General features: G+C 60.7%; 13 protein-coding genes. 12 read left to right on the forward strand and 1 reads right to left on the reverse strand.

All coding sequences use genetic code 11. The features are described 5' to 3' along the window. Positions 1 to 198: 198 nt before the first annotated feature. Genes KW848_RS15985 through KW848_RS16040 form a run of 12 tightly spaced genes read left to right on the forward strand, consistent with a single transcriptional unit; the run spans position 199 to position 14,250 of the window. The gene (locus KW848_RS15985; RefSeq protein ID WP_111450524.1) at positions 199 to 1,983 is read left to right on the forward strand and encodes an IucA/IucC family siderophore biosynthesis protein; all 1,785 of its coding nucleotides are present in this window, start codon (positions 199 to 201) and stop codon (positions 1,981 to 1,983) included. Continuing rightward, positions 1,976 to 3,187, forward strand: coding sequence for a type III PLP-dependent enzyme (locus KW848_RS15990; protein WP_218537419.1), 1,212 nt, complete (start codon positions 1,976 to 1,978; stop codon positions 3,185 to 3,187). The genes KW848_RS15985 and KW848_RS15990 overlap by 8 nt, the downstream gene beginning before the upstream one ends. Next, complete coding sequence (locus KW848_RS15995; protein ID WP_218537470.1) at positions 3,184 to 4,611, forward strand: DHA2 family efflux MFS transporter permease subunit; 1,428 nt, start codon at positions 3,184 to 3,186, stop codon at positions 4,609 to 4,611. Before KW848_RS15990 ends, KW848_RS15995 begins: the two co-directional genes overlap by 4 nt. A gap of 25 nt (positions 4,612 to 4,636) precedes the next feature. After that, positions 4,637 to 6,502, forward strand: coding sequence for an IucA/IucC family protein (locus KW848_RS16000; RefSeq protein WP_375154718.1), 1,866 nt, complete (start codon positions 4,637 to 4,639; stop codon positions 6,500 to 6,502). Continuing rightward, entirely contained in the window at positions 6,496 to 7,269 is a 774-nt protein-coding gene (locus KW848_RS16005; protein WP_218537421.1) for an HpcH/HpaI aldolase/citrate lyase family protein, read from the forward strand. The genes KW848_RS16000 and KW848_RS16005 overlap by 7 nt, the downstream gene beginning before the upstream one ends. A gap of 4 nt (positions 7,270 to 7,273) precedes the next feature. Then, positions 7,274 to 9,121 carry an IucA/IucC family siderophore biosynthesis protein gene (locus tag KW848_RS16010; protein ID WP_218537422.1) on the forward strand — a complete coding sequence of 616 codons (1,848 nt, stop codon included), beginning with the start codon at positions 7,274 to 7,276 and terminating at the stop codon, positions 9,119 to 9,121. Next, the gene (locus KW848_RS16015) at positions 9,114 to 10,034 is read left to right on the forward strand and encodes an ABC transporter substrate-binding protein (protein ID WP_218537423.1); all 921 of its coding nucleotides are present in this window, start codon (positions 9,114 to 9,116) and stop codon (positions 10,032 to 10,034) included. The genes KW848_RS16010 and KW848_RS16015 overlap by 8 nt, the downstream gene beginning before the upstream one ends. After that, complete coding sequence (locus KW848_RS16020; RefSeq protein WP_218537424.1) at positions 10,031 to 11,020, forward strand: iron ABC transporter permease; 990 nt, start codon at positions 10,031 to 10,033, stop codon at positions 11,018 to 11,020. Before KW848_RS16015 ends, KW848_RS16020 begins: the two co-directional genes overlap by 4 nt. Beyond that, positions 11,013 to 12,044, forward strand: a complete 1,032-nt coding sequence (locus tag KW848_RS16025; RefSeq protein WP_218537425.1) for an iron chelate uptake ABC transporter family permease subunit — start codon at positions 11,013 to 11,015, stop codon at positions 12,042 to 12,044. The genes KW848_RS16020 and KW848_RS16025 overlap by 8 nt, the downstream gene beginning before the upstream one ends. A gap of 12 nt (positions 12,045 to 12,056) precedes the next feature. Then, positions 12,057 to 12,848: an ABC transporter ATP-binding protein gene (locus KW848_RS16030; protein WP_218537426.1), complete on the forward strand. Its 792-nt coding sequence runs from the start codon at positions 12,057 to 12,059 to the stop codon at positions 12,846 to 12,848. After that, on the forward strand, positions 12,845 to 13,627 hold the full coding sequence (locus KW848_RS16035; RefSeq protein WP_218537427.1) for an IucA/IucC family C-terminal-domain containing protein: 783 nt from the start codon (positions 12,845 to 12,847) through the stop codon (positions 13,625 to 13,627). The genes KW848_RS16030 and KW848_RS16035 overlap by 4 nt, the downstream gene beginning before the upstream one ends. Further along, the gene (locus KW848_RS16040; RefSeq protein ID WP_218537428.1) at positions 13,618 to 14,250 is read left to right on the forward strand and encodes an RraA family protein; all 633 of its coding nucleotides are present in this window, start codon (positions 13,618 to 13,620) and stop codon (positions 14,248 to 14,250) included. The genes KW848_RS16035 and KW848_RS16040 overlap by 10 nt, the downstream gene beginning before the upstream one ends. Positions 14,251 to 14,310: 60 nt before the next feature. Here KW848_RS16040 and KW848_RS16045 read toward each other — a convergent pair whose 3' ends face one another. Beyond that, positions 14,311 to 15,594, reverse strand: coding sequence for an FAD-binding oxidoreductase (locus KW848_RS16045; protein WP_192407360.1), 1,284 nt, complete (start codon positions 15,592 to 15,594; stop codon positions 14,311 to 14,313). Positions 15,595 to 15,607: the final 13 nt, after the last annotated feature.

Raw genomic sequence — 15,607 nt, forward strand, 5'->3', positions numbered from 1 at the left:
GTTGTGCTGGCAGTCCGCTGAATTGCAGTTTGATGACAGCGCTACAAGTAACTTTGATGGTCGTCTGATTGTTTAAAAAAGTTCAGTGAAGTGATGTCGTTACGTGGGGTTTCGTCGGCTGTTAAACAGGTCGATCAGCAACTAATTTTTTCGCCATATAACGTGTCCAGTGGCCTCGTGGGCTATTGTGGAGCACCCATGAATCATCCAGATCGCAGTGTTTTATCGAATATGGTCAGTGAGTTGGCGACGACGCGCGCGTTGCTTAATTGTTTGATCAAAGAGTTCGCCTTGCCGGAAAACTGCCTCAGTTACAGTTGGCCGACGCAGATGCAAGGTATCGCCCCAGGCAGTTACCTCGAGGGTTTGGAATGGAAGGGCATTCCCCTGACCATCAGCCTGCCCAACCAGCAACAGTTCTTTGTGATGGTGGACCGCCGTGATGGTCTGGGCAGTCACCGTTACCTGTCGGACGTTTATGCCCGGCGTGGCGAGGGCGACTGGTCGTGCCTGAGGTTCACCGAGTTCGTCGAGCAGTTGCTCGCGGCGTGCGAACACATGACCCGCGCCAGCAACGACGAGTTGCTGGATCAGGTGTTGCAAAGCCAGTTGCTGACCGCGTCCATCGTCGGCCACAACATGGACGGGCAGCACCCGGCACCGCTCAGCGGTTACCTCGCCAGTGAGCAGGGCTTGTGGTTTGGTCATCCGAACCACCCGGCACCCAAGGCGCGCCTGTGGCCAGCTCATCTGGCCCAGGAAACCTATGCTCCGGAATTCCAGGCCCGCACGCCGTTGCACCTGTTCGAGGTGCCGCTGGAAGGATTGAACGTCGGGGCCAACGGCCTGAGCAAAGCCCAAGTGCTGGCCGGTTTTGCCGATCAGGCGCAGGCGCGGCCAGGACACGCGGTTATCTGCATGCACCCGGTTCAGGCCCAGCTGTTCATGCAGGACGGTCGGGTTCAGCGTTTGTTGAAATCCGCGGCCATCGTCGATCTTGGCGCCACAGGGCTGATGGCCAACCCCACGGCGTCCATCCGTACCTGGTACATCGAGGGCCATGAGTTTTTCATCAAGGGCTCGCTGAACGTGCGCATCACCAACTGCGTCAGGAAAAACGCCTGGTACGAACTGGAAAGCGCACTGATGATCGACCGAGTCTTTCGTAACCTCCAATTGACCCAGCCCGAAACCCTTGGCGGGCTCTCGGTGGTCGCCGAGCCGGGCAACCTGAGCTGGGCGCCGCAACAGGCCAGCGAAGCCGATAACCACTGGTTCCGCGAACAGACCGGGGCGATCCTGCGGGAGAACTTCTGCCTCGACACCGGCACCGACTGCAGCATCATGGCCGGTACATTGTTCGCTCGCGGCCTGCATTTACCACCGTTGGTGCATGAGTTCCTGAGCCGGTTCAACGGCAATGACATCGACGATCAACAGCTGTTGAGCTGGTTCGACGACTATCAGGCGCTGTTGCTACGGCCAGTGCTGGCGTTGTTCTTCAACCACGGCATCGTCATGGAACCGCATTTGCAGAACAGCGTGCTGGTGCATGACAACGGTCGTCCACAACGCTTGCTGCTGCGGGATTTCGAAGGGGTCAAACTGACCGACGAACTGGGGGCCTCGCGGATCGACGCAGACGTTCATCCACGGGTGCGCGAGTCGCTGCTCTATTCCCGCCAGCAAGGCTGGAACCGCATCGTCTATTGCCTGTTCGTCAACAACTTGTCCGAGGCTGTGTTGGCCCTGAGTTGGGAGCGTCCGCACCTGGCGCCGCTGATGTGGCAACGGGTGGAGCAGCAATTGATCAGCATCCGCGTCGAATTGGCCCGCGCTGCGCCAGAGTTGGACGCACTGATTGCCGGTCAGCCGATTGCCTGCAAAACCAACCTGAAAGTGCGCCTAGCGGCCAAGGCCGATCGCCAGGCCAGCTACGTCAGTCTGGTGTCCCCGTGGGGCAAGGAGGCCAAGCATGGATAAGCTGCCCGAAGCGGTATTGGCCGCCATCGACGAAGCCCGCACGCAGCACGAAGATCCACTGGCGCTGTTCGTCTATGACCTGGACGCGTTGAAGCAGCACGTGACGCAGGTGATGGCGGCGCTGCCTGAAGGCGTAGAGCTTTACTACGCGATCAAGGCCAACAGCGAGCCGCAAATCCTCGCCGCTTTGGCACCGTTGGTGCACGGCTTCGAGATTTCCTCCGGCGGTGAGATCCATCGTCTTCAGGCCTGCCCGACGCGCAAACCATTCATCTTCTCCGGCCCTGGCAAACTGGACTCCGATCTGCGTTCGGCGCTGCAACACCAGGTCGAAGCGATTCACATCGAAAGCCTGAATGAAATCGTCCGCCTGCAACGGCTGGCATTGGAAGCAGGGCGCGTGCAAGACGTCTTGCTGCGGATCAATCCTGAACTGCCGTCGCCGCTCTCCAGCAAACTGGCGATGGCCGGCACGGCCACACCGTTCGGGATCGATGAAGCGGAACTGGCTCAGGCGGTCAGCTGGGTCGATAACGCCAGTCACCTGCGGCTCAAGGGCTTTCATGTGCATGCGATGTCCCATCAGTCGCTGGTGGAACGCCATGAACAATTGCTCGATCTGTACCTGCAGCGCTGGCCGCAATGGAAAGCGCTGTCGGTCGATCCCGCGGCGATCACTCACCTCAATGTGGGCGGTGGCATCGGGGTCAATTACCTCGGGCCGCAGCAATTCGATTGGCAGCGCTTGTGTACGCATTTGGGGCAGAGCCTTGCAGCCTGTGCCGATGCGCCCATCGTGCGCTTTGAGCCCGGTCGTTTCATCAGCGCCTTCTGCGGTTATTACGCCATTGAAGTGCTGGACAGGAAAACCAGTCACGGCAAGCACTTCCTGGTCTGTCGTGGCGGCACGCATCAGTTCCGTTTGCCGGTTGCCCAGGGCCATGATCACCCGGTCATTCATCTGCCCCGGCATCGCGTCACTTCAACGGCGCCACAACAGGAGTGGACTGTCGTTGGGCAGCTCTGTACGCCCAAGGATGTGCTGAGCCGCGATTGCCCGCTCACGGACGTGGAGATCGGCGACATGCTGGTGCTGCCGCTGGCGGGTGCCTATGGCTACAACATTTCCCACGCCGATTTCCTCTGTCATCCGCGACCGCCGCAGGTGTTTGTACAACAGGCCGGAGTCGCACCGTGGGATTGACGTTCGCCGTGCCGCGCTGGTTGGTGGTGGTCAATGTGCTGTTGGGCACGCTGACGGTCAGCCTGAACAACAGCTCATTGAATCCGGCGTTGCCGGCGTTCATGGAGGCCTTTGAGATTGGCCCGCTGTTGGCCACCTGGATTGTCGCGGCGTTCATGGTGAGCATGGGCATGACCATGCCGCTCACCAGTTTTCTCAGCCAGCGGATGGGGCGCAAATCCCTCTATTTGTGGGGTGTGGCGTTGTTTGTCTGCGGTTCGCTGCTGGGGGCGCTGGCCAATTCCATCGCGCTGGTGATTGCCGCACGCGTGGTGCAAGGCATCGCCAGTGGGCTGATGATTCCGCTGTCCCTGGCGATCATTTTTTCGGTGTACGCGAAGGGCGAGCGGGGCAGGGTCACCGGCCTATGGGGCGCGGCGGTCATGCTGGCGCCGGCATTGGGGCCCTTGTGCGGGAGCCTGATGCTGGAGTGGTTCAGTTGGCGCTCGCTGTTCCTGATGAATGTGCCGATTGGCCTGTTGGCGCTGATCCTTGGCGTCGGCGTGCTGCCGGCTTCTGAAGCATCGGAACGCAAACCTTTCGACCTGGCGGGTTACCTGTTGATCGCGGCGGGCATCGGTCTGCTGATGATTGCCGTTGGCCGTCTGCGCCATGCCGAAGCCCTCACTGATCCGCTCAACCTTGGCATGCTGTTGGCGGCGATTCTGTGTCTGGTCGCGTTTGTTCGACTGGAACTGAACCGGACTTCGCCGCTGCTTAACCTGCGTATCTTTGCCCTGCGCGGTTATCGCTTGAGCGTGATCATCGCGGTGGTGCAGTCGGTCGGCATGTTCGAATGCCTGGTCCTGCTGCCACTGTTGGTACAAGTGGTGATGGGCTACAGCGCTATCTGGACCGGTCTGTCGCTGCTGTGCACGGCGATGTTCGCCAGCCTGTTCGGGCATCTCGGCGGCAAGTGGCTGGACCGACACGGCCCGCGCGGCGTGGTGCTCTGGGGGCTGCTGCTGACCGGGGGCGCCACGCTGGGATTGGGCATGCTGGGGGCTGGCGCTTCAATCGGTGTGGTGTTTTTTCTGATGATGGTCCGCGGCGCCGGGCTGGGCCTTTCCTATATCCCCATCACCACCGCCGGGCTCGATGCGCTGCCTGAACCGATGGTCACGCAAGGCGCGGCGATGAACAACATTTCCCGTCGTCTCGTCTCGTCGCTGGCCATCGTGGTTGCCTCCCTGTGGCTGGAACTGCGCCTGACTGCCGAGACCGGGAGTGGGGTGGTTTCGATGGCCAGCTCGGGGGCGATCAGCGAGGTCTTCATGGCCACCGGCATCCTCATCCTCCTGGCATTGCCCTGTGCCTGGCGTTTTCCCGTTCACGCATCCGACGAGCCGGCCGAGGCATTGCCCTCAGCCCTCGAACACCGTTAATTCTTTCATGGACAAGGTTATGACTATGGCGACTTCTTCACAGGCAACACATCAGGCTGCTGATTCAGCGCCAGGCGTCTGGCTGGCGACGGCCGATCCGCGCCACTATCAGCAAGTGGAACAGCGCGTGGTGGGCCAGCTGCTGCAAACGCTGCTGTATGAAAACGTCCTGCCGTATCGCCACTCGCCTCTCGATGGCGGCCAGTACCGTTTTGTCGTCAGCGGCATCGACACGCAGCAACAACCGGTGGAGTACCACTGCAGCGGATTGCTCAGCGAAAGCTTCGAGCTGATCCGCCTCGACTATGCCAGTCTCGAACGCGTTGACGCGTTGGGCGCACGCCGTCGGCCGCACCTTCATCAAGCATTGGCGGAGCTGTTGAGCGAACTTCAGGACAGCCCGCATCTACCTCGCTTCACCCATGAGCTTGAACAAACGCTGCTCAAGGATCTGCAATCGCGCAGTCAGGGTTATCAAGCGACCCAGCCAACCCATCAACTGGATGTCGATGCGCTGGAACAGCACTTCATGGACGCCCACAGCTATCACCCTTGCTACAAATCGCGCATCGGTTTTTCGCTCAAGGACAACGCCAATTACGGGCCGGAATTTGCCGCGCCCATCGCGATTGTCTGGCTGGCAGTGGCGAAAACCTGCGGTGCGATGAACATTTCCCGGCACCTGAATTACGACGATTTTATCCAGCAGGAATTCGGACTTCAGCGCTGGCAGCAACTGGCTGAGAGCCTCACCGACCAAGGCAAGTCGATGGGCGATTACTGGTTGATGCCGGTGCACCCGTGGCAGTGGGAAAACATCATTGTTCCCGTGTTCTACCCAGAACTGGTCAGCGGTGAAGTGATCCATCTGGGCACCACGGATGATCGCTATCAGGCGCAACAGTCGATCCGCACGTTGGCCAACGTCACTGAGAAAAAGCGGCCTTACGTCAAACTCGCGCTGAGCATGACCAACACCTCCAGCACCCGAATTCTGGCCCGGCACACGGTGATGAACGGCCCGATCATCACCGACTGGTTGCAGCAGTTGATCGGCAGCGACAGCACCGCCCGCGACCTTGGTTTTGTGATTCTCGGCGAAGTGGTCGGCGTCAGCTTTGACTACGATCACCTGCCCGCCACGCGGATGTCCCAGGCCTACGGCACGATGGGCAGCCTGTGGCGCGAGAGCATTCACCAGTACCTGCAAGACGACGAACAAGCGGTGCCGTTCAATGGCTTGAGCTCCGTGGACAATCGCTACGGCAGCGGTGAACAGAAGCCGTTTATCGATGCCTGGATCAAGCAATACGGCCTGCATGCCTGGACCCGCCAACTGCTGCAGGTGGCGGTGTCGCCGATCATTCACATGCTCTACGCCGAAGGCATCGGCATGGAGTCCCATGGGCAGAACATCGTCTTGATCGTGAAGCAGGGCTGGCCGCAACGTATCGCCCTGAAAGACTTCCATGACGGCGTGCGCTATTCGCCGCAACACCTGGGGCGCCCCGAGCTGTGCCCGACCCTGGTGCCGCTGCCCGCCAGCCACGCCAAGCTCAATCGCAACTCGTTCATCCTCACCGACGATCTGGATGCGGTCCGGGATTTTTCCTGTGACTCGTTCTTTTTCATCGCCCTGGCCGAGATGGCGATCTTCCTGCATCAGCACTACCAGCTGGAGGAGGCCCTGTTCTGGAAAATGACCGCCGAGGTGATCACCAGCTACCAGGCTGAACATCCGCAACACCGTCCACGTTATGCAGCGTTTGATGTGTTCGCGCCGTTCTATGAAGTGGAGGAATTGACCAAGCGCCGCCTGTTGGGCGACGGCGAACGTCGTTTCAAATCGGTGCCGAATCCGCTGCACGCGTTCCGGCCGCAATCATGCTGAGGACCAATCTGCTCAAGCAGAAGCTCAGAACAGGTGAGCCGGTCTACGGCCTGATCAGTTCGATTCCGTCACCAGCGGCCATCGAACTGATTGCCGAGGCGGGTTTTGATTTTGTGATCATCGATATGGAACACGTGCTGATCAATCCCGAGACCGTGGAGAACATGATCCGCACCGCCGAAAGTTACGCGCTGACCCCGTTGGTGCGGGTGGCGGATCTCAACCCGAAAACCCTGCTGCGCCTGCTTGATGGCGGCGCCCAGGGCATTGTCTTGCCGATGATCGAAGGCCCCGAGCCTTTGGCCGAAAGCATTCGTGCCTGCAAATACCACCCGCAGGGTACCCGCAGCCTGAATGCCGGGCGCCCCGGTGCCTTTGGCAAACACAGCCTGGCGGAGTACGTCGCGCTGGCCAACGAGCAAATCATGGTCGTGGCGATGATCGAAAGTGCCGAAGGTGTGCGGCGGGCGGCAGAGATTGCCGCCGTGCCCGGCCTCGACATGATCCTCGAAGGGGCCGCCGACTTATCGCAATCGATGGGCATGCCCTGGCAGATCGATCGACCCGAGGTGCAGCAAGCGCTGCTCGCCAGTTGGCAGGCAGCCAACGCTGAGGGCGTGCCGTATTGCGCGATTCCACGTCAGTCGGGCGACCACGAACGGTGGTTGAGCCGGGGCGTAAAAAGTTTTGTTTTGGGTGACGAGCGTGGCATCGCTTTTCGTGCCCTCCAGGCCAAATTGGCCGCCACTTCAGCAGAAGGAAAATAGTCGGATGAACTTCCCCACAATGGCCGCCGACAAGGTGATGCAGGATCTGGTCGATTGTTTGCTGGCCGAACATTTTTTCGGGGCCGAGCCGCTGAACCTGGTGGCGCCATCGTCATCGGCCGATCAGCCGTTTACCGGATTGAGCGCCGAACAACGGATCTGGGAATGGCCCATCGATCCCCAAGGTTGCATCGTCATTGCCTTGCGTCCCGGCATTACCCAGCAATGGGAAAAAGTACCGGGCACGCCGGTTTGGGCGCGACAGAATGACCAACTGACCGCGCTGTCACCCGAGGCTTTCACGACCCAGGTGCTGGCCGGGATGACCGATCGCTACCCGGACAATGAAAAAGGCTTCGCCCTGTTTCTGGATGTGCTGCGCACCAGCGTGCGGCAAACCGAGTTGTCCCTGGCCCATCGGGTTAACAGCGAACGCTTGCTGGAAAAGAGCAACGCGGACTTTTTCCTGGCGATGGAACAGTGGGCTTCGCTGCGCGATCGTCCCTACCACCCGCTGGCCAAAGCCAAGCAGGGTTTGGACGACGCGGAATATCGGCAGTATCAGGCGGAATTTGCCCGTCCGGTGGCGCTCAATTGGGTCGCGGTCGACCGCACGTTGCTGCAATGCGGTGACGGTGTGACGGACCTGGCGCAGAGTTATCCCGCCCAGTACTTGTTGCCATTCGCGTTACAGGTCGGCCTGCAACACGAGTTGCAACAACGGGGCATTGCCGATAGTCATATCGCGCTGCCGGTGCACCCGTGGCAGTTCGAGCACGTGCTGGAAGCGCAACTCGGCGACACGTTCGCCAAGGGAGACTGCCATCGACTGGACTTCACCGACGGTGATTTCTTCGCCACCTCGTCATTGCGCTCGATGACGCCGTGCTTCAACAGTGCCGATTACCTCAAGTTGCCGATGGCGATCTATTCTCTGGGCGCTTCGCGTTATCTCCCCGCGGTGAAAATGATCAACGGCGGCTTGAGCGAGGCGCTGCTGCGCCAGGCACTCGGCAAAGATCAAACCCTGCAACAGTCGCTGCACCTGTGCGACGAAACCAAATGGTGGGCGTTCATGCCGCCGGACGCGACGCTGTTCGACGAAGCGCCGCGTCACTTGTCGGCGATGGTGCGCGGCTATCCGCCCGCGCTGCTCGAAGACCTGGACACCCGACTGGTGCCCATGGCGGCATTGGGCACACCGCTGCCGGGTAGCAATCAGCACTTCTTCGATGACTGGATGGCCTACCGCCAATTGCCGGCCAGTGCCGCGTCGGTGATGACCCTGTTCCGCGAGTTGTGCCACAGCTTCTTCGATATCAACCTGCGGATGTTCCGCATCGGCATGCTCGGGGAAATTCACGGGCAGAACGCGGTGCTGGTGTGGAAGGCCGGTTACGCCCAGGGCTTGCTGTTGCGCGATCATGATTCGTTGCGCATCTTCGTGCCATGGCTGGAACGCAACGGCTTGGCCGACCCGGCTTACCGGTTGAAGAAGGGGCACGCCAACACGCTGTACCACGATCGCCCTGAAGACCTGCTGTTCTGGTTGCAGACCCTGGGTATTCAGGTCAACCTCCGCGCCATTATCGATACGCTGGCTGAGGTCTACGCATTGCCGGCGACCGGGTTGTGGACGGCGATGGGCGAAGTGCTCAACGAGTTGATCGACACCATCGAGTTTGACGCCGAGGCGCGGATCATGATCAAGCATCAGCTATTCGAATCGCCGCACTGGCCGCAGAAATTGCTGCTCACCCCGATGATCGAGCGCGCGGGCGGCCCTGGCAGCATGCCGTTTGGCAAAGGGCAGGTGGTCAACCCGTTTCACCGGCTCGATCGTAATGCCTGAACCGCGACGTGAACCCTCCAGGCGCACGCTGTTGCGCCTGTCCCTGGGGGCGCTCGCCCTCAGGTTTTCCGCGCCGGCGTGGGCCGAGGCTGGCGCTGCACCGTTGCGGGTGATCACCCTGTTTCAGGGGGCCACCGACTGCGCTGTGATGTTGGGCGTGACCCCGTGTGGCGTAGTCGATTCCTGGAGCGAAAAACCGACCTATCGCTATTTGCGCGCAGCTCTGGAGCAGGTGCCCCATGTCGGATTGGAAACTCAGCCCAGCCTTGAAGACATCGCACTGCTCAAACCGGACTTGATCGTTGCCTCACATTTTCGCCATGAGCGCATCTTCCCATTACTCAAGCAGATCGCCCCGGTGCTGATGCTGGAGGAAGTGTTCGAGTTCAAGAAGACCCTGGCGCTGATGGGCGCTGCATTACACCAGCAACAGAGGGCCGATGAGATTCTGAACCGATGGCAGCAACGCTTGGTACAGCTGAGTGAGCAACTGCGGCAGACATTTGCCGGGCGCTGGCCTCCCACGGTGTCGATACTGGACATCCGCGAAGACCACATCCGCAGTTACCTGCCGGCGAGTTTTCCGGGCTCGGTGCTCACCGAACTGGGATTCAACTGGAGTGACAACAGCCGGGAGGCGAGCGGGGTATCGATCAAACTCACCAGCAAGGAAAGCCTTGCGGTGGTGAATGCCGACATCTTTTTTGTCTTTCTGCGCGCGCAGAACGCGGCGGTGCAGCGCAACTACGAGAGCCTGGTGCAACACCCGCTGTGGAAGCAGATGCGTGCCCCGCAGCAAGGACAGGTGTGGCAGGTCGATGGCGTCGCGTGGAGTCTGTCGGGCGGGATGTTGGGGGCTAACCTGATGCTCGACGACGTGGCCCGCGTGGCCGCCGCGCAGGTGGCCTCATGAGCCCGGGAGTCAAGCTGTGCAGCGCGGGCGTCGTGTTGCTGTTGTGCTGCGTGTTGAGCCTGGCGGTCGGTGCTACCTGGATTCCACTGCCACAGATTGCCGCGGCGTTTGTCCATCCCGACCCGTTGAGTATCAATCATGTGCTGGTGACCACCACGCGCCTGTCGCGCACCCTGATGGCGATTTCCGTTGGCGCCAGCCTGGCGGTCGCGGGCGCGCTGATGCAGGCACTGACGCGCAATCCATTGGCATCACCCGGGTTGTTCGGGATCAATGCCGGTGCGACTTTTTTTATCATCCTGTTTTCCTCGATCTTCTCGCTGTCATCCCCGGATGCCTGGCTATGGTCGGCGTTCATTGGCGCTGGCGTGGCGGGTTGCCTGGTGTGGCTGATCGGCAACATGGGGCAAGGCAGTCTCAGTCCGCTGCGCATCGTGCTGGCGGGCGCGGCGATCGCCGCGTTGTTCTCCGCTTTCAGTCAGGCGCTGCTGGTGGTGAATCAGGATGGCCTGGACACGGTGCTGTTCTGGATGGCTGGTTCACTGACCGAACGCAGCCTGTCGACCGCTGCGCCGTTGTTGCTGTGCGCTGTGTTCGGGTTGGCGGGGGCGCTGTTGCTGGCCGGGCAGCTCAATGTGCTGAACGCCGGGGAAGAGATCGCCACGGGGTTGGGGCAGCGAACCGGTCTGATCCGTCTGCTGATGAGTGTGCTGGTGATCTGTCTCGCGGGCAGCGCGGTGGCGTTGGCCGGCAGCATTGGTTTCATTGGTCTTCTGGTACCGCACATGGTGCGCAAGGGATTGTCCATCGACCATCGATGGTTGCTGCCCGGTTGCGCGCTGCTCGGCGCCATTCTGCTGTTGTTGGCGGATACGCTGTCGCGGGTTTTGATCCTGCCTCAGGAGGTGCCGGTGGGGGTGATGACGGCGCTGTTCGGCGCACCGTTTTTCATCCTATTGGCCCGGCGTGGAGGTCGTTATGGATAAGGTGGTGACCTGGCGCCGGGGCGGGTATTCCCGGCGGGTCAACCTCTCCACGTGGTTGCGATTGGCGGCGGCGCTGGTGCTGACGGTGCTGGTGATGCTCGGCTCGTTATCGCTGGGGAAAGTCATCCTCTCGCCCCTCGAGGTGATACGAATCCTGTTTTCCAGTCAGGACGCCAGCCTGACGTTGATCGTCGAGCAACTGCGTTTTCCACGCATTGTGCTGGCGGCATTGGTGGGGGCTGCGTTGTCGGTGTCCGGGCTGATCCTGCAAAGCATCATCCGCAACCCGCTGGCATCGCCGGACCTGCTGGGCATCACCAGCGGTGCCAGCGCCGCTGCTGTGCTTTATCTGTCGTTCTTGTCGGCGACGCTGGGGCAACAATTTTTGCCCCTGGCCGCAATGCTCGGTGCGGCGCTGGCGACACTGGCCATTTATCTGCTGGCCTGGAAGCAGGGGACCTCACCGCTGCGACTGGTGCTGATCGGTGTGGGCGTCTCAGCGATGTTGACCGCCGCGACGACCTTCATTCTGGTGTTCAGTCCGCTGACCACCACCCTGTCTGCCTACGTTTGGCTGACCGGCAGCGTATACGGCGCCAGTTGGCCCGAACCGCTGGCGCTTGCGAGCTGGTTGTTGGGCATTTGTCCGCTGCTGGTGCTGCTGGCCCGTCAGGTGATGGTGCAGCAGTTGGATGACAACTTGGCCCAGGGCATCGGCGTGCGCGTGCAATGGCTGCGGGCCGGTTTGTTGTTGGTGAGTGTGGCGTTGGCCGGTGCGGCCATTGCCTGGGGTGGGGCGATCGCGTTTGTCGGGCTGATCGCGCCACATATTGCCAAACGCCTGGTGGCCCCTGGTTTCGCTGGGCAGGCTGTGATGGCCGCCCTGATTGGCGCAAACCTGGTGATGCTGGCGGACCTGGTCGGGCGCACGCTGTTCCTGCCCCTGGATCTACCGGCCGGGATCTTTGTCGCGGTGCTGGGCACACCCTTTTTTCTCTATTTATTGATTAAACAGCGTCATTAAGGAATTCAACGTATGACGTCGATTGCAAGTCGCGGCCTGACCCTGAGTTATCAGCGCCAGGTGATTATTGACGCGCTGGACATGCAACTGCCCCAGGGCAAGATCTCGGTGCTGATTGGCAGTAACGGCTGCGGCAAAAGTACCTTGCTCAAATCCTTCGCACGACTGCTGAAACCGCAGCAAGGCTCGGTGATTCTCAACGGCGTGGATATCCAGAAAAAATCCACGGCGGCGGTGGCGCGTGAGTTGGCCATCCTGCCCCAGACACCGACGGCGCCCGAGGGCATTACTGTTCGCCAGCTCGTGGCTCTGGGCCGATACCCTTATCAAAGCTGGATGCAACAGTGGTCGGCCGAGGATGAAACCATGGTCAATCGCGCGCTGACGCAGACCAGTCTGCAAGCGCTGGCGGATCGGCCGGTGGATGCCTTGTCCGGTGGGCAGCGCCAGCGTGCGTGGATTGCCATGACCCTGGCCCAGGACACCGGCATCGTGCTGCTGGACGAGCCGACGACCTTCCTCGACCTGGCTCACCAGATTGAAGTGCTGGACCTGCTGCGCGACCTCAACCGGCTCGAAAACAAAACCATCATCATGGTGCTTCACGACCTCAACCTGGCCTGTCGTTATGCCGATCATATGGTGGCGGTGCATGAGCGTACGGCATTTGCCCAGGGCCGGCCTGAAGACGTCTTGACTCAAGCGCTGGTCAAAACCGTGTTCGACCTCAACTGCAGGATTATTCCTGATCCGTTCTTTGGTACGCCGATGTGCATTCCGTTTGGCCGGGAATTGCCGCAATGAGTCTGGCTCACCACTTCACCGCGCAAGAATGGAACGTGCTGGGCGGTGGGTTGCGGTTGAAGGACTGCGCCGAACGTGACCCCTTACGCTCGCTGATGGCGCGTGACCTGTTGCAGGACGAGGTGTGCGAGCGTTTGCTGGACGCATTGAGCCCGGTCATTGGCTCACCGTCGCGGGCGATCACCGCCTCGCTGCTGGGTAAGCGCCTGTCGTTCCTGGCCACCGGCGCGTGTTTGTACGCCATGTCGGTGTACGACAAAGGACTGCTGCTGTCGCTGGACAACACGGTGATCGAGTACGGCCATGATGACGGGCTGTGGACGTCTTCGATGCCGCTGGCTCATTCCCTGCCGCTGGCGTACGGGGCCGGTGAGCGCGAGGCCTGGCGGGAAACCCTGGTGCAGGCGCTGTTTGCCGGGCTGTTGAAGCCGCTGTGGCAAACCTTCAACCGTGTGAGTGGTGTTTCGCGGCGCATCTTGTGGGAAAACACCGCCGTGCGCGTGTATTCGTTGTATGAAAAACGCATGACGAAAATCGACGAACCGTCGGTACGCGAGCGCTATGAAGCCGACTTCAGGTGGTTGCTGACCCAGGCACAACCTGCGCTGTTCGGTCTCGATTACAACCCGCTCAGCCATTTCCGCCGACCGCCGACACTGCTCGACGAGGGGCAGCGCAGCATTCGCTTTCGACGAACCTGCTGCTTCTATTACCTGGCTACTGAGCCTGCTGAATATTGTTCGACCTGCCCACTGCTGCGTCCGGGGAAATGCCGATGAGTTATCAGATCAAGCCTCGCCAGCAACTCGTCACCTCGGAGTTGCTCAACGCCTACCGGTCGATCCCTTCGTCAACCATCGGCCACTTTTCCGATCGGGGCTTCCTGCGGGGGATCAAGCCGCTGTTCAACAACATCCGCATGGTCGGCCATGTCGTCACCGTCAAAGTCTTTCCGCCGGATGGCAGCATTCTGCGTGAGGCCTTGTTGCTGAGTGAGCCGGGCGACGTACTGGTGATCGAATGTGTGGGCGACGAAGAGTGTGGCTGTTGGGGGGAGCTGCGCACCCTGGCCGGTCTGATCAAAGGGTTGGCCGGGGTGGTGGTGTCGGGTGCGGTCACGGATGTCAGTGCATTGCGTCGCCATGGGTTGCCGGTCTTTTGCCGGGACGTCAGTGCGTACACGACTCGCAGCATTGGCGCCCGAGGGGAAGTCAATCAGTCGATCAGTGTGGGCGGCGTTCAGGTACAGCCGGGGGATCTGGCCATTGGTGATGATGACGGCGTCTTCATCCTCGATGCCCGGCGTGCGGCCGAGCTGCTTCCCGAGCTCTTGGCCAAAGAGGAAATGGACCAGCAGCGCAGGGCGGAATTCTTGCAGAGGCTCGATCAGCGAAGGGGCTGACTTCCCGAGCGGAAATGAAAAGGGGCAACTGTGCAGTTGCCCCTTTTTTGCGTCGGTCAGTCAGAAGCCGAGTTTGTCGCGCAGTCCGTAATACCAGGCGCCCAACGCAGCGAATGGTGTACGCAGCAGTTGTCCGCCGGGGAACGGGTAGTGGGGCAGGTCGGCAAACGCGTCGAAACGCTCGGCCTGACCACGCAACGCTTCGGCCAACACCTTGCCCGCCAGGTGCGTATACGTCACGCCATGGCCACTGCAACCTTGGGAATAGTAGATGTTGTCGCCCAGGCGTCCGACCTGAGGAAGTCGTGACAAGGTCAGCAGGAAATTGCCGGTCCAGGCGTAATCGATCTTCACGTCCTTGAGCTGCGGGAAAGCCTTGAGCATCTTCGGCCGAATTATTGCTTCGATGTTCGCCGGATCCCGTGCGCCATACACCACGCCACCGCCGAAGACCAGGCGCTTGTCTGCGGTCAAACGGTAGTAGTCGAGCAGGTAATTGCAGTCTTCGACGCAGTAATCCTGTGGCAACAGGCTCTTGGCCAATGCTTCGCCCAAGGGTTCAGTGGTGATCACCTGAGTCCCGCAGGGCATCGATTTGGCGGCCAGTTCCGGCACCAGATTACCGAGATACGCATTGCCCGCAACGATGATGAACTTGGCCCTGACCTTGCCTTGAGGCGTATGCACCACCGGATTCGCGCCGCGCTCGATGCGCACCGCCGGCGATTGCTCATAAATGGTGCCGCCCAGCGACTCGACGGCTGCCGCTTCACCCAACACCAGGTTCAGCGGATGAATGTGCCCGCCGCTCATGTCGAGCATGCCGCCGATGTATTGATCGCACGCGACCACTTCACGGATGCGACGCTGATCCATCAATTCAAGCTGCGTGTGACCGAAGCGCTCCCACAGACGCTTCTGGGATTCCAGATGGCCCATCTGCTTGGCGGTAATGGCGGCGAATACGCCACCATCCTTCAAGTCGCACTGGATATTATATTTGGCAACCCGCTCACGAATGATCCGCCCACCTTCGAACGCCATCTGCCCCAGCAACTGAGCCTGCTTGGGACCGACACTGCGCTCGATCACATCGATGTCACGGCTATAACTGTTAACGATCTGGCCACCGTTACGCCCCGACGCACCAAAACCTACCTTCGCCGCTTCAAGCACCGTGACCCGGAAACCGTTTTCCAGCAGAAACAGGGCAGAGGACAGACCGGTGTAACCGGCACCGATCACACAGACATCAGTCTCTACGTCATCCTGCAAGGCCGGGCGCGGCGGAGCCGGATTGGCCGATGCGGCGTAATAGGAATCCGGGTAGGGGGTGTTCGCCATCCTGCAGCCTCTG

Origin of the sequence: Pseudomonas sp. PDM25 (assembly GCF_019219045.1) — a bacterium.
Lineage (GTDB): Bacteria > Pseudomonadota > Gammaproteobacteria > Pseudomonadales > Pseudomonadaceae > Aquipseudomonas.

Excerpts from the sequence above, each read along its gene's own strand:
- KW848_RS15985 (WP_111450524.1), top strand. The coding sequence starts at position 199 with ATGAATCATCCAGATCGCAGTGTTTTATCGAATATGGTCAGTGAGTTG.
- KW848_RS15990 (WP_218537419.1), top strand. The coding sequence starts at position 1,976 with ATGGATAAGCTGCCCGAAGCGGTATTGGCCGCCATCGACGAAGCCCGC.
- KW848_RS16000 (WP_375154718.1), top strand. The coding sequence starts at position 4,637 with ATGGCGACTTCTTCACAGGCAACACATCAGGCTGCTGATTCAGCGCCA.
- KW848_RS16005 (WP_218537421.1), top strand. The coding sequence starts at position 6,496 with ATGCTGAGGACCAATCTGCTCAAGCAGAAGCTCAGAACAGGTGAGCCG.
- KW848_RS16010 (WP_218537422.1), top strand. The coding sequence starts at position 7,274 with ATGAACTTCCCCACAATGGCCGCCGACAAGGTGATGCAGGATCTGGTC.
- KW848_RS16015 (WP_218537423.1), top strand. The coding sequence starts at position 9,114 with ATGCCTGAACCGCGACGTGAACCCTCCAGGCGCACGCTGTTGCGCCTG.
- KW848_RS16020 (WP_218537424.1), top strand. The coding sequence starts at position 10,031 with ATGAGCCCGGGAGTCAAGCTGTGCAGCGCGGGCGTCGTGTTGCTGTTG.
- KW848_RS16025 (WP_218537425.1), top strand. The coding sequence starts at position 11,013 with ATGGATAAGGTGGTGACCTGGCGCCGGGGCGGGTATTCCCGGCGGGTC.
- KW848_RS16030 (WP_218537426.1), top strand. The coding sequence starts at position 12,057 with ATGACGTCGATTGCAAGTCGCGGCCTGACCCTGAGTTATCAGCGCCAG.
- KW848_RS16035 (WP_218537427.1), top strand. The coding sequence starts at position 12,845 with ATGAGTCTGGCTCACCACTTCACCGCGCAAGAATGGAACGTGCTGGGC.
- KW848_RS16040 (WP_218537428.1), top strand. The coding sequence starts at position 13,618 with ATGCCGATGAGTTATCAGATCAAGCCTCGCCAGCAACTCGTCACCTCG.
- KW848_RS16045 (WP_192407360.1), bottom strand. The coding sequence starts at position 15,594 with ATGGCGAACACCCCCTACCCGGATTCCTATTACGCCGCATCGGCCAAT.